Annotated in this window: 15 protein-coding genes; 3 read left to right on the top strand and 12 right to left on the bottom strand. The window is 54.3% G+C overall.

Going from position 1 to position 13001, the window contains the following annotated elements; translation table 11 throughout:
* Positions 1-42 precede the first annotated feature (42 nt).
* Both QLQ16_RS15795 and QLQ16_RS02570 read left to right on the top strand, forming a co-directional pair.
* Complete coding sequence (locus QLQ16_RS15795; protein WP_431310367.1) at positions 43-642, top strand: tyrosine-type recombinase/integrase; 600 nt, start codon at positions 43-45, stop codon at positions 640-642.
* A gap of 176 nt (positions 643-818) precedes the next feature.
* Positions 819-1328 carry an RcnB family protein gene (locus QLQ16_RS02570; protein WP_283223106.1) on the top strand — a complete coding sequence of 170 codons (510 nt, stop codon included), beginning with the start codon at positions 819-821 and terminating at the stop codon, positions 1326-1328.
* 14 nt (positions 1329-1342) lie between these two features.
* Here QLQ16_RS02570 and QLQ16_RS02565 read toward each other — a convergent pair whose 3' ends face one another.
* The 6 genes from QLQ16_RS02565 to QLQ16_RS02540 form a co-directional block, all read right to left on the bottom strand.
* Positions 1343-2254: an LD-carboxypeptidase gene (locus tag QLQ16_RS02565; RefSeq protein ID WP_283223105.1), complete on the bottom strand. Its 912-nt coding sequence runs from the start codon at positions 2252-2254 to the stop codon at positions 1343-1345.
* Positions 2255-2311: 57 nt separating this feature from the next.
* Positions 2312-3676, bottom strand: a complete 1365-nt coding sequence (gene tadA / locus QLQ16_RS02560) for a tRNA adenosine(34) deaminase TadA (protein WP_283223104.1) — start codon at positions 3674-3676, stop codon at positions 2312-2314.
* Positions 3673-4284, bottom strand: coding sequence for an FMN-binding negative transcriptional regulator (locus tag QLQ16_RS02555; protein ID WP_283223103.1), 612 nt, complete (start codon positions 4282-4284; stop codon positions 3673-3675). The genes tadA and QLQ16_RS02555 overlap by 4 nt, the downstream gene beginning before the upstream one ends.
* 3 nt (positions 4285-4287) lie before the next feature.
* A complete protein-coding gene (locus QLQ16_RS02550; RefSeq protein ID WP_283223102.1) occupies positions 4288-4662 on the bottom strand; it encodes a VOC family protein in 375 nt (124 codons plus the stop codon).
* Positions 4663-4928: 266 nt separating this feature from the next.
* Positions 4929-5765 (bottom strand): hypothetical protein, encoded by an 837-nt coding sequence (locus QLQ16_RS02545; RefSeq protein ID WP_283223101.1) that lies wholly within the window; start codon positions 5763-5765, stop codon positions 4929-4931.
* Complete coding sequence (locus tag QLQ16_RS02540; protein WP_283223100.1) at positions 5765-5914, bottom strand: hypothetical protein; 150 nt, start codon at positions 5912-5914, stop codon at positions 5765-5767. Before QLQ16_RS02540 ends, QLQ16_RS02545 begins: the two co-directional genes overlap by 1 nt.
* 54 nt (positions 5915-5968) lie before the next feature.
* Between QLQ16_RS02540 and QLQ16_RS02535 the strand changes: the two genes are divergently transcribed.
* Positions 5969-7110 (top strand): IS3 family transposase gene (locus tag QLQ16_RS02535; RefSeq protein ID WP_108325526.1). Its coding sequence is split into 2 segments (ribosomal slippage): positions 5969-6215 and positions 6215-7110, totalling 1143 coding nucleotides; the frame shifts between segments, so codons are not numbered across the junction.
* Here QLQ16_RS02535 and QLQ16_RS02530 read toward each other — a convergent pair.
* From QLQ16_RS02530 to QLQ16_RS02505, 6 genes are all read right to left on the bottom strand, one after another.
* Positions 7105-7863 (bottom strand): hypothetical protein, encoded by a 759-nt coding sequence (locus tag QLQ16_RS02530; RefSeq protein WP_283223099.1) that lies wholly within the window; start codon positions 7861-7863, stop codon positions 7105-7107. The two genes, QLQ16_RS02535 and QLQ16_RS02530, sit on opposite strands and share 6 nt — an antisense overlap.
* Before the next feature lie 161 nt (positions 7864-8024).
* Positions 8025-9638, bottom strand: coding sequence for a glutamine-hydrolyzing GMP synthase (guaA, locus tag QLQ16_RS02525; RefSeq protein WP_283223098.1), 1614 nt, complete (start codon positions 9636-9638; stop codon positions 8025-8027).
* An 80-nt stretch (positions 9639-9718) separates the two neighbouring features.
* Positions 9719-11188, bottom strand: a complete 1470-nt coding sequence (guaB, locus tag QLQ16_RS02520) for an IMP dehydrogenase (protein WP_283223097.1) — start codon at positions 11186-11188, stop codon at positions 9719-9721.
* A gap of 87 nt (positions 11189-11275) precedes the next feature.
* Entirely contained in the window at positions 11276-12184 is a 909-nt protein-coding gene (locus tag QLQ16_RS02515; protein ID WP_283223096.1) for a class I SAM-dependent methyltransferase, read from the bottom strand.
* A gap of 7 nt (positions 12185-12191) precedes the next feature.
* The gene (locus QLQ16_RS02510; protein ID WP_283223095.1) at positions 12192-12554 is read right to left on the bottom strand and encodes an RnfH family protein; all 363 of its coding nucleotides are present in this window, start codon (positions 12552-12554) and stop codon (positions 12192-12194) included.
* Positions 12547-12987 carry a type II toxin-antitoxin system RatA family toxin gene (locus QLQ16_RS02505; RefSeq protein ID WP_283223094.1) on the bottom strand — a complete coding sequence of 147 codons (441 nt, stop codon included), beginning with the start codon at positions 12985-12987 and terminating at the stop codon, positions 12547-12549. Before QLQ16_RS02505 ends, QLQ16_RS02510 begins: the two co-directional genes overlap by 8 nt.
* Positions 12988-13001: the final 14 nt, after the last annotated feature.

The raw sequence follows: 13001 nt of genomic DNA, 5'->3' as shown, positions 1-13001 counted from the left end.
CAGCTTGCTTGAGGAATCCGATGATCTGCTCGTCGGTAAATCGTGTGGTCTTCATATCCGCCATTCTCCAAAATTAGCGGACTCAGTTCCATCGGTTTGGTATGGCTCAGAGGGGGCAGGTCAGAATTACTGTATGCAACAGGTTTGCGAGTGAGCGAAGCCTTGGGAGTTGAGGCGTTTCAGGTGAAACACGAACAGACCTGTTTTGTTGTCCGTGGCAAGGGCAATCGTGATCGCGTTGTTTTGTATGGACAAGAAGCGAACCATTGGCTTAGACAATATTTGACGTGGGCTCGGCCATACTTGCTTGGTGGTCATCAATGCAGCCGGTTGTTTGTGGCGACAAGAAACGTTGGTCAGAAGCTGACAAGGACGACCGTGTATAAATTGGTGAGGCGTTATGCAGCAAAGGCAAAAATTGGAGTCCCGTGCTCGCCGCACAGTTTGAGGCATGCATTTGCGACTCACTTGCTTAACGCTGGGGCAAATTTGAGGGTGATACAGCTGCTGTTGGGGCATGTATCGTTGTCCAGCACCCAAATTTATACGCATGTTGCAAGGGAAAGGTTACGTAAAGTTCTTGCACTTCATCATCCAAGATGGTATAAAGCGGATGTGGGAAGGTTTGTAAGAGTTGGTTAAATAAGCAGAAGAGCTTTTTTTTAGGTACATAAATTCGTACGATGTATATTATGTTAAGTCAATAAGAGAAGTATCAAGATTGGTACGCAGGAACTTCTGCTCAATGCGCGCCAGAGCACAGAGTCAGACAAGGCGTTCAGATACCTTTGCGGTCAATGACTTCTAGGAATCTGAACATGAAGACCAGCAACGCAGTGATCGCATCTCTCTTGGCATTGACCCAATCCGTCTGGATGGTGAAAGATGCCCAAGCGCAACATGGCCGAGAAAAGAAAGGCCATGAGCAACGCCAAGGACAAGGCGAAAAGGAAAGATCAAGCGCTCATGAAGCACCCCATGGACGTGCAATGGACCATCCTGGCAGTGTCCCGATCGGTGGATATTTTCAAGAGCACCATCGGGCTGCGGCCCATGACTACTATGGACGCCCTGAAAATCGCGGATTTTGTCCACCAGGCCTTGCCAAGAAAAACAACGGTTGTTTGCCCCTCGGTCAGTCGCGCCAGTGGCAAAAAGGCCATCCCTTGGCACGCGGCGTGGTGTTTTATGACGTACCGCGCTCTGTGGTCTTGTCGCTGGGCGTTCCGCCCTCCGGGTACCGCTATGTACGAGTGGCGTCTGACATCTTGTTGATCGCCATCGGAACCGGCATGGTGGTGGATGCCATCGAGGATTTGGTACGGTAAGCCAAAGCCGAGCCTCAGATGTGACCCCAAACCATCAAGGCATCGCGGCCCTCGGTGACCAGGTCAACCTTGGCGCCCACGGGCAACAACACCTTGGTATCGACATGGCCAAAAGGCAGGCCCGTCAGCACAGGCACCTTGATTTGGCTGCGCAGCCAGTCAACCACGGTGTGCAATTTGAAGCCTTTGTCGTGTGCAGGCACCAATTTGTAGTTGGTGAACTGCCCCAGCAAGACTGCTTTTTGCTGGCCCAAGACACCTGCGTGCAACAACTGGGTCAGCATGCGCTCTAAACGGTAGGGGTGTTCGCCCACGTCTTCGAGGAACAAAACGCCACCTTTGATTTGAGGGAAATATGGTGTGCCGAGCAACGATGTGAGCACCGTCAAGTTGCCGCCCCAAAGTGGCGCATCTTTGACCAACACGCGGCGCTCGGCCTCGGCTTTGGGCAATTGCCAGCCGGTGCCCTCCCCCTGCTCCATCAACAAATCGTCAAAGCACGCTTGCATGATGTCGTCAGGCTCGGCCGCGCAGCCGAAATCTTCACCCAGCGCAGGGCCTTGCCAGGTGATGCGCCCCGTTTTGGCCAAAACCGCCTGGTTGAAAGCGGTGAAATCGCTCAGGCCGACGAATTGCATGCCGCCATCAATGGCTTTGGCGATCCGCTTATAGGGCAAAGCGGGCAGGATGCGCGTGAGGCCATAGCCACCACGCGAAATCAGCGCCACATTGGCGCCACTGGCGGCGGCGCGGGTGATGGCGGCGACGCGTGTGGCATCGTCTCCTGCAAACCGCATGTGGCTGCTCAAAGCCGCTTCGTCCACCTCAACTTGGTGGCCTTGGGCTTGCAGTCGTTTGAGACCCCGCCGAAATGCCGCTTTGTCGCGGACGGCGCTGGAAGGAGAAAAAATATAAATGTGGGCCATGCTGTCTGAAATGTTCAATGGCCGCATCAACGCGGCCGGCATCCGACAGGGATGCGATCAACCCAAGTGTCGCACAGCCGCCTCGGCGATCGCCCTGCCCTGTTCTTGCACAAAATGGCCCGCATGGGGCAAAAGCATGGGTTCAGGGCAGCCTCGGATGCATTGCTGCAGCTGCCGCATCACGGGCTCACCCAAAACCGGGTCTTGCTGGCCGATGGCCATGAAAGATCGGCCCTGCCATTCATCGCGCCAAAAGGCCAGAGCTTGCCTTGAAATGGCCGCACCTTCGGAATCGACAAACTCCGGCACCATGGGCGGAAATGCCCTCAAAGCGGCGCGGAAGCCTTTGTCGGGAAAGGGCGCGTTGTAGGCCGCCGCTTGAGCGGCGCTCATGCTGGGATTGCCGCGCAAAAACAATTTGCCCACATCGAACTGCGGCTGACTTTGGCACCAATCGCGCCAAGCCAGAAAGCCTGGGCTCAGGGGCTGCTCACCAGTGGCCAAGGTGGTGTTCATGACCAAGAGGCTCTGGTAACGCTGGGGCGCGGCCATCGGCAGGGTAAGACCCAAAATGCCGCCCCAGTCCTGAACCACCAAGTTCACCCCTTGGAGATCGAGGCGATCGATGAAATCGAGCAATGCTTGGCGGTGTGTTTCGAAGCGGTGAAAACTGTCTTTCTTGGGCTTGTCGCTTTTGCCAAAACCCACCATGTCGGGCGCCACGACGCGGTGGCCCGCGGCCAACCAAACCGGGATCATGTGGCGGTACAAATAAGACCAAGCCGGATTGCCATGCAGGCACAGCCAGGTCACAGGGGCATCGCGTGGCCCCTCGTCCAAGTAGTGCATGCGCAAACCGTTGATGCTGGGCAAATCGCTGACGTAATGCGGCTGCCAAGGGTAGTCGGGCAAAGCAGCAAATGCAGCATCGGGCGTGCGCAAAGCGTCTTCGCGAATCGGATCGTTGTTCATGCGCTTGGGCTTGAAAAAATCTTTGAGCAACTGGGCGCAGTCTTTCGCCATAACGCCGCCAACGACCTGGGTCTGGTGGTTGAGCTGCGTGTTGGCGAACAGGTTCATGACCGAGCCCGCCACACCGGTGCGTGGATCGGGGGCACCAAACACCACCGCATCCAAGCGGGCATGCAGCATGGCGCCGCTGCACATGCTGCAAGGCTCCAGCGTCACATACAAGGTGCAACCCTCGAGGCGGTAGTTGCCGAGCACCTTGGCGGCCTCACGCAGCGCGACCACTTCGGCATGCGCTGTCGGGTCATGCGTCGCAATCGGTGCATTGCGTCCTGTGGCGATCAGCTGTCCATCTTTGACCACCACCGCACCCACGGGGACTTCGCCCTCAGCCGCAGCCGATCGGGCATGTTCCAGGGCCAAGCCCATCCAGTGTTCGTGACGAGGGTTCACACCAGCCCCAACTTACTCATCCAGCCGGCCAAGGCTTGTTCTTGCTCATTGCCTTGGGCATACGCCGCGTGCATGGCGGCATGGGCTTCGGGTCGGTGCTGGTTGAGTTTGACCGCACACTGCAGGCTGACGATGTTCAGCTCAAACGCTTGGATCGCGGCAAGCATCTTGACGGTGTAGTCTTCAGGCAAGGTGCGCCACTGCGCTGCATAAGCCGGTTCATGGTCAGAAATCAATTGTTTGAGCAAGGCGTCTTTGGCTTCTTCGCCCTCCAGCAAGCGGGCCTGCACGCGGGCTTGGACCGCCAGATACGTCCAGGTCGGCACGCGTTGTTTGTCGGCATACACCCGCGGCGACATATAGGCTTGCGGCCCCATGAAACTGGCCAAAGCCTCAGGTCGTTCTGTGAGGTAACGGGCCAGGGGATTGCCTCTGGCGCAATGCCCCAACAAGCGAACAGCCTGCCCCCCCTCCTCTTCCAGTTTGAGCGGCAGGTGCGTGACAAACGGAAAACCCGTGTCGTCTGTCGTGATCAAACTGGCAAAGGGGTGCCCGTGCATGATCGCGCAGGCATGCTCAGGCTTGTCAAACTGTTGCGGCAAATACATCGCTCAGCCTTTGACCATGCAAAAAGCCGCCAGCTTGTTGCCATCCAAATCGCGGAAATAGGCGCCGTAAAAATTGGACCCACGAGCCCCAGGTTGACCTTCATCTTGGCCGCCCAATGCCAGCGCCTTGGCGTGCAAGGCTTGAACTTGCTCGGGGTTGGCTGCAGACAAAGCCACCATCGCACCATTGCCCACGCTGGCGGACTTGCCATCAAAGGGCTTCATGACGCTGAACATGGGCTGATCGGGCGCTGTGCCCCAACCCACACCGCGGTCGGATTTGAAAAAGACTTTGGCACCCAAAACGCCCAGCAAATCGCTGTAAAAAGCGACGGCTTTGTCCAGGTCGTTGGTGCCCACGCAGGTGTAGCCAATCATCCGAGTCTCCTTGTACTGAAGACCCGAATGTACACCGGCTTATTCCCACTCAGTAGTAGCCCACAAATAAAATTCAACAAAATCAACAACTTGTAACTCAAAATTGTGAGTTGTGTAACTTTTGCGTAACATTTTGTTAACTTAAGGATTCTTAATTAATTTTGTGAGTAGCAGTATACATAGGAAAAAAGGGCTTTGTTACACATTGTGTAACATAAAAACAAAAGAATTTAAGCCCCTCACTGTGTACATAACAGCTACCAAAGTTATTTCTTCGCAAACAACGAAGGAATGATAGAGTCCTTTGGCATAAGCGTTTTACCGTTTAATTCCTTAACAGCTACAAAGTTTTTATCTTTGTTTTTGACAAAGAACTCCTCAGTAACCATTTCCGAACGACACTTAGGACAACGCATCAAAGTAAACTCAATTTTAACATCACAATCACCTTTACCTGTGCTTTCTATAGCACTAGCGTAATCTTCAACAGTTCCGCTTCTAATCTTATCTAATATAGTTTGTGCTGTATCACTATTAGGTTGTAAGTTTTCTTTAACGCCAATCTTCTTAAAGTAGACATCACAATCGCTACAAACTGGCAACTCTTTTAGGCTAGCAAAAATAGCAAAGCCACCAATTAAAACGCCTACAAATCTAATGACAAGAAGCCAATAACCAAAGCTACCAACCTCACCTGTATCATGATTAAGAGCTCTACCTACTTTCATATGAGCCTTAGTTACAACAACATCAAGATAAGTTCCAAAATCAACAACATCTTTTGCTAGTACACCATCATCCAATACAAGAGTTGAATAACCCATGTAATAAATCAAGAACATTGTAAAAGCCGCTACTAAAGTTAGAGCAATAGCATCCAACTTTGAAGGCATGATGTTAAAATATCTACAAGCTAAAAATCCACCACTAGCACCACCCATACCAATTAGTACAGCACCTACTGGGATGATTAGCCATAAGCCAAAAGAGAAAACATTTATACCTACTATATTTTCAACTAACAAGTTAGCTAATGCTGTCAATACAGATGTTATCAAAGCAAAGATAACAATTTGAATGTGTAATCCGTTCCTGTTATTCATCAAAGTTCCTCTTTCAGTTCATCAATTTTTCTATCAGTGTCAACAGCTAATTCTTTCCAAGCCATTGCTACTATTGTTCCTAAAATAAATCCAAATATGTGTGTAGCATATGCTACATGTTGACTTCCATCTTCCAAAACAAGTGGCATTCCCCCAAATTAGTAGACAAATAATGATGTCAAAACTGAATTGGAGCCATGCAAATGCAACGAACGAAATATGCCGCCGAGTTCAAGTCCGAGGCGGTCAAACAAGTCATCGATAAAGGTCATGCCGTCGTCGATGTGGCCAAGCGGCTGGGAATTCCGGAGGGGGTTCTGTACAGCTGGGTCAACAAGTTCAAGAAATCAGACGCACCCCAGTCAAGCGACCTCAAAGCGCTGCAAGCTGAGATGACCAAGCTCAAGGCTGAACTCAGGCGAACAACAGAGGAGCGCGACATCTTAAAAAAGGCCGCAGCGTACTTTGCCAAGCAGTCCGGGTGAAGTACGCGTTCATGCAGGTACACCAGCGCGAGTTTCGTCTGACCAGTATGTGCCGTGTTCTTAAGGTGCACCGCAGCGGCTATTACGCTTGGCTGCGTGAGCCGCTCTCTCCAAGGGCCAAGGCCAATGAAAAGTTGACCACGCAGATTCGTGAGTTCTACGACCAAAGCATGGGCATCTACGGCAGTCCTCGCATCTTCTTTGATCTCAAGGAGGCGGGTGTGGCGTGTAGCGAAAACCGTGTTGCCCGGTTGATGCGCGCAGCGCAGATCAAATCGGTACGGGGGTACAAGAGACCCAGGTACAAGGTGGGCAAGCCTGCGCAAGTGGCTCCCAATCAATTGGAGCGTCAATTCCAGCACGATGAGCCAGACCACGCTTGGGTCACGGATATCACCTACATCCGCACGCATGAGGGCTGGTTATATTTGGCTGCCGTGCTGGATTTGCACTCGCGTGCGGTCGTTGGCTGGAGTATGGGCGCACGAATGCAGACGAGTTTGGTGCTGGATGCACTGACGATGGCGGTTTGGCGCAGAAAACCAAAGGATTCTGTGATCATCCATTCGGATCAGGGCAGTCAATTTGGCAGTGACGAGTTCAATCGCTGGTGCAAAGACAACCGGTTGAGCCCCAGCATGAGCCGTCGGGGCAACTGTTGGGATAACGCTGTGGCTGAGTCGTTCTTCAGCAGCTTGAAGAGCGAGCAGATCAAAAAACGGATTTACCAAACAAGGGCTGAAGCCAAGTCAGAAATCTTCGATTACATCGAGGGTTTCTACAATCGAGTGCGACGCCACAAGCATCTCGATCAACTCAGCCCCCATGAGTTCGAGCGCCAGCGTCAAACTGCGCTATGAAAAGTGTCTACTGATTTGGGGGAATGCCACTATAAGTAGATAGTGAGCCGAAAGAACCCTAGCCTTATTCTCTAAGTCATTCAAGTCCTTCATAGCTTCTTCAATGTACTTGGGTATTGCTAATCTAAAAGCCCATACCTCTTCATCTGTAAATGATGAGCGTCTTACTGCTTCTTCTGGTGTATTGCGTATTGATATTGTTTCAAAGTCAAATCCATCAATGTAAACTTCACCTTTCTTGTGAAGCCATTTCATCATTGAGTTGATAGTGCTTTGTTCATTAGCTATCGTAGATAACGCTGTAGTCTTTGTAGCACTTGGCTTTTCTCTATCTTTAGCATAGTTAGCACAGCTATCTCTATCTAATTCTTTTAGCTTTGTGTCACGCTCAATAAAGTCTAGCCAATGCTCTAAGTGTGCCCGTATTGTTCCGTATCTGCCCTTAACAATACTCTTAGTAGTCCTGCTATCTATGTGTCCTTTTCTGTACTCCAAGTACATCAATACACCATCTTTAGCTGTTTTAGAGTAGTAAGTCTTTCCGCTATCTGTTTCGGACTTAATTTTTACGAAGTGTTTTTTTGCTATTTCTATTGCCGAAACTTGATTCTTAGTTTTTAAGCTAAGTCTTACATACCTACGCTCTTTTACAAGCCAATAGCGAAACTGCCATATGTCACCTCGTTTATAGATGACAGCCTCGTCGTAAATCAGTATCTCTTCTTCGTTAAAAGTCTTTTTTTTCAGCGACATTTTTTAGGCTTGGGTAGTTACAGTTTTTCATTGCTACTTTGCTGTGTAGCAAGTTGTGTAACTGTAACTTCAAAACGCACCTAAATACAAGTGTTAATTAGCGTTTGTGTGATTTATGTGTAACTTTAAGTCCATATAAATCAACAACTTACGCTCAATTACTACTCCCACTCAATCGTCGCTGGAGGCTTGGAGCTCACGTCGTAGGTCACGCGGTTGATGCCGCGCACTTCATTGATGATGCGGCCCGAAACTTTCTTGAGCAGCGCATAAGGCAGCTCGGCCCAGTCGGCGGTCATGAAGTCGCTGGTTTGCACGGCACGCAAGGCCACCACGTAGTCGTAGGTGCGGCCGTCGCCCATCACGCCCACGCTTTTCACGGGCAAGAACACCGTAAAGGCTTGGCTGGTCAAGTCGTACCAGGTCTTGCCGGTTTCGTCGGTGAAATTGCGCAGCTCTTCGATGAAGATCGCATCCGCACGGCGCAGCAGGTCGGCGTATTCTTTTTTGACTTCGCCCAAGATGCGCACACCCAAGCCTGGGCCTGGGAAGGGGTGGCGATAGACCATCTCGCGGGGCAAGCCCAGGGCCACGCCCAATTCGCGCACCTCGTCTTTGAACAGTTCGCGCAGAGGCTCCAGCAGTTTCAAACCCAGTTGCTCGGGCAAGCCGCCCACGTTGTGATGGCTCTTGATGGTCACGGCTTTTTTGCTCTTGGCGCCGCCAGACTCGATCACGTCGGGGTAAATCGTGCCTTGGGCCAAAAAGGTCGCCCCCTTGTGACCGCCATCTCCGGCCTTGAGTTTGGCCGCTTGTTCTTTGAAAACGTCCACAAACAAGCCGCCGATGATCTTGCGCTTGGCTTCAGGCTCGCTCACGCCCGCTAACTTGCCGAGGAACAAATCGCTGGAATCGACGCGAATGACTTTCGCGTGCAGCTTGCCGACGAACATCTCCATCACCATGTCGCCCTCGTTCAGGCGGAGCAAGCCGTGGTCCACAAACACGCAGGTCAACTTGTCGCCGATGGCGCGGTGAATCAGTGCGGCGGCTACGGAGGAATCAACACCGCCAGACAAGCCCAAGATGACCTCTTCGTCACCGACTTGCTCGCGGATCTTGGCCACGGCTTCTTCGATGTAGTCGCCCATGATCCAGTCTTGGCGGGCCTTGCAAATGTCCAGCACGAAACGGTTGAGCAGCGCCTGGCCTTGCACGGTGTGCGTGACTTCGGGGTGGAACTGGACCGCATAAAAGTGGCGGGATTCATCGGCCATGCCGGCAATCGGGCAAGCCGGTGTCGAGGCCATGACCTTGAAGCCTTCGGGCAGCTGGGTGACCTTGTCTCCATGGCTCATCCAGACCTTGAGCATGCCGTGGCCATCTGGCGTGGCGAAGTCTTCAATGCCTTTGAGCAGCTCGGTGTGGCCGTGGGCGCGGACTTCGGCGTAGCCAAATTCGCGTGTCGTACCCGCCTCCACTTTGCCGCCCAATTGTTCGGCCATGGTCTGCATGCCGTAGCAAATGCCCAAAACGGGCAAGCCCAACTCGAACACGGCGTCGGGTGCACGGTCATCGACCTCGTACACGCTGGCATGGCTGCCAGACAAGATGATGCCTTTGAGATTGCCGTCCTTGGCGTACTCGCGCACCCAATCGCTGCTGACATCACAGGGATGGACTTCGCAAAACACATGCGCTTCGCGCACACGGCGGGCAATCAGCTGGGTGACTTGGGAGCCGAAGTCGAGGATCAGGATCTTGGAATGCTGCATGGCAAGCGGTTTCTATGAATGGAAAAGGCGTCTGGGATGTCCAGACGCCTTGGTTCGGAATGCCGTGATTTTAACGGCGCTCAATCAGCGCGGTAGTTCGGCGCCTCTTTGGTGATCTGCACGTCATGAACGTGGCTCTCGCGGATGCCCGCAGCGGTGATCTCCACGAACTCGGCACGCGTGTGCATGTCGTCGATGGTCGCGCAGCCGCAGTAGCCCATGCTGGCCCGCAAGCCGCCCGCCATTTGGTAAATGATGGAGACCACAGAGCCTTTGTAGGGCACACGGCCTTCGATGCCTTCGGGCACCAGTTTGTCGGCGTTGGGGTTGCCGGTGCTGGACTCCTGGAAATAGCGGTCAGCACTGCCTTGCTGCATGGCGCCAATCGAGCCCATGCCGCGGTAGCTCTTGTAGCTGCGACCTTGGTACAGGATCACTTCGCCCGGGGCTTCTTCGGTGCCTGCAAACATGCCGCCCATCATCACGGTGCCTGCACCTGCGGCAATGGCTTTGGCGATGTCGCCGCTGTAGCGGATGCCGCCGTCGGCAATCAAAGGCACGCCGGTGCCTTGGAGTGCTGTGGCCACGGAGTCCACCGCCATGATTTGCGGCACGCCCACGCCCGCCACGATGCGGGTGGTGCAGATCGACCCAGGGCCAATGCCCACCTTGACGCCATCGGCGCCGGCTTCAACCAGTGCCAAAGCAGCCGCACCGGTGGCGATATTGCCGCCAATGACTTCAATGTGCGGGTAGTTTTGCTTGACCCAGCGCACGCGGTCGATCACGCCTTTGCTGTGGCCGTGCGCGGTGTCCACCACGATGGCGTCCACGCCTGCACGGGCCAGCGCTTCAACGCGCTCTTCGGTGCCCTCGCCCACGCCCACGGCGGCGCCCACGCGCAGTTTGCCTGCGCCGTCGCGTGCCGCGTTGGGGAAGTTCAGCTGTTTGGTGATGTCCTTGACGGTGATCAAGCCCTTGAGCTCAAAGGCATCGTTGACAACCAGCAGGCGTTCGAGTTTGTGTTTGTTGAGCAGGTGTTTGGCCTGCTCAGGCGTGGTGCCTTCGGGCACGGTCACCAGGCGCTCACGCGGGGTCATGATCTCGCTGACCTTTTGGTCATAGCGGGTCTCAAAACGCAAATCGCGGCCGGTCACAATGCCGACCACTTTGCCGCCGTCGCACACGGGGAAACCCGACACGCCCAGCTCATCGCTCAGGGCCATGACTTGGCGCACAGTGGTCTCGGGGGTGATCACGACCGGGTCGCGCAGAACGCCGGATTCGTAGCGCTTGACCTTGGCCACTTGAGCTGCTTGCTCTTGGGCCGTGAGGTTTTTGTGAACAATGCCGATGCCGCCCTCTTGCGCGATGGCAATCGCCAAACGTGCTTCGGTGACCGTGTCCATGGCGGCGGACACCAGGGGCAGGTTCAGGCGGATGTTTCGGGTGAATTGCGTCGCAAGCGACGTGTCCTTGGGCAGGACTTGGGAGTAGGCGGGGACGAGGAGAACGTCGTCAAAAGTAAGGGCTTTACCGAGTAGGCGCATAAGCTAAGGCTCCAAAAAAAAGATTGTACCCGCGCCAACCAAGGGATTTCCCTGCTCACCTGTCAAAAAACACGGAGCTGCGCCAGATCAGGCGTTCTGAAAATGCAAGACCTTGAGCGATTTCTCAGGGGACACATCGACAAACACTGCCGGATTGGCCAAACGCTCAATGAATCGCAGGCTGGGCGCCGCCTCGGCTACCTGGCTGTGCAAAAACTGCGTGTCCAGCTCGGGGGCATTCAGGCACAGCAGGACATGGCCTTGCGGCTCCAGCAGGTCTTGCAGGCGACGGATCAACTTGATGTAGTCCTTGGTCGCGATGAAGCTGCCCTTTTGGTAGCTGGGCGGGTCGATCACGATCACACCATACGGGCCCATCTTGCTGATCTTGCCCCAGGTCTTGAAGATGTCGTGCCCCAAAAAGCGGGATTTGGGCGGCAAATCGTTCAGGCGGTGGTTTTGCTGGCCCACGGCCAGCGCGCCTTGGCTCATGTCCACATTGACCACTTGTGCGGCCCCGCCCTGCAAAGCCACGACTGAAAACGCGCAGGTGTAGGCAAACAAGTTGAGGATGTTTTCGTGCAGGGCGTGTTGTTTCAGCCATTCCCGGCCGTTGGCCATGTCCAAAAACAAGCCGTGGTTTTGGCCACGTAAAACGTGGACCAGGTATTGAGCGCCCTGCTCTGTCACCACATGTTTGTCAGGCACGCTGCCGGCCATCAGGCGTGTTTCGGTGTGACCTGCGGCGCGGCATTGGAACACCCAATTGAGCGGTTCACCTGCGGCCAGGGTTTGCCAGCGCTGCTCAAACGCCATCTGGCATTGCGTCAATTCTTCTTCGGTGACAGGCTTGAAGCTCGTCAGCACCCAGACCGGCGCGAACCAGTCGAGCGTCCACTGCTCGCTGTCCGGATAAACACCGCCACGGCCGTGAAAGACCCGATGCGCATCGGCAGTGTTGACCATCTGCGAGATGGCATTCAAAAGGGCTTGCATGGCGTGTTCAGTAGCCTGCGGCCACACCGCTTTTGCGGTTGGCAAACAAACCTGTGCGGCCTTTGCCTTGGCGTTTGAAGCGTTGGCGACGGGCCACTTTGGGGTCGACCTTGAGGTCGCGGTAAAGCTCAAGGCGGTCGCCTGCTTGAAGTCGGTGACCCCAAGTCACCTTGCGCCCCCAGATGCCCGGTTGCATGAAGGGCAATTTGGCCAGATCCGCTGGCAAGGCCTCGGGAGCGCCGGCCGCCATCAGCTGTTCAATTGCCGACTTCACGGTGCTGCCCACAGGCACTTCCAATGGGCATTCAAACACCTGTCTGGGCTGCGGACTCCAGCACACAAAAATGTTCAGGCTGCCGGAATCAGGCATAGACCACTTCGGCACGTTTGACAAAGGCATCGACCAAGCTGGCGGCGATCTTGTCGAACACCGGCCCCACCAAGGCGGCCAAGGTGCTGCTCGAAAAGCCGTACTGCAAATCCAGCTCAACCTTGCAGGCCCTTTGGCTGCCATCGCCCACGGGCACAAAGCGCCAAGTGCCACTGAGTTCGGAAAATGGTCCTTTGACCAAGCGCATGCCAACCGTGCGACCTTCTTCATGCGTGTTGCGGGTGGTGAAACTTTGGTGGATACCGCCCAGGCTGATGCCGACTTCGGCCAGCATGCCTTGGGCATCCGACTCCAGCACACGCGACTGGTCGCACCAAGGCAAAAACTCGGGGTAACGGGCCACGTCGGTCACGAGGCGAAACATTTCCTCGGGCGAGTACCAGATGAGGACGGACTTGTGGATATTCTTCATACAATGCAATGTTG

Source organism: Limnohabitans lacus (assembly GCF_030053395.1).
GTDB lineage: Bacteria > Pseudomonadota > Gammaproteobacteria > Burkholderiales > Burkholderiaceae_C > Limnohabitans_A > Limnohabitans_A lacus.
Note: the sequence above shows the minus strand (reverse complement) of the source record. Positions and strands in the feature narration are given on the sequence as shown.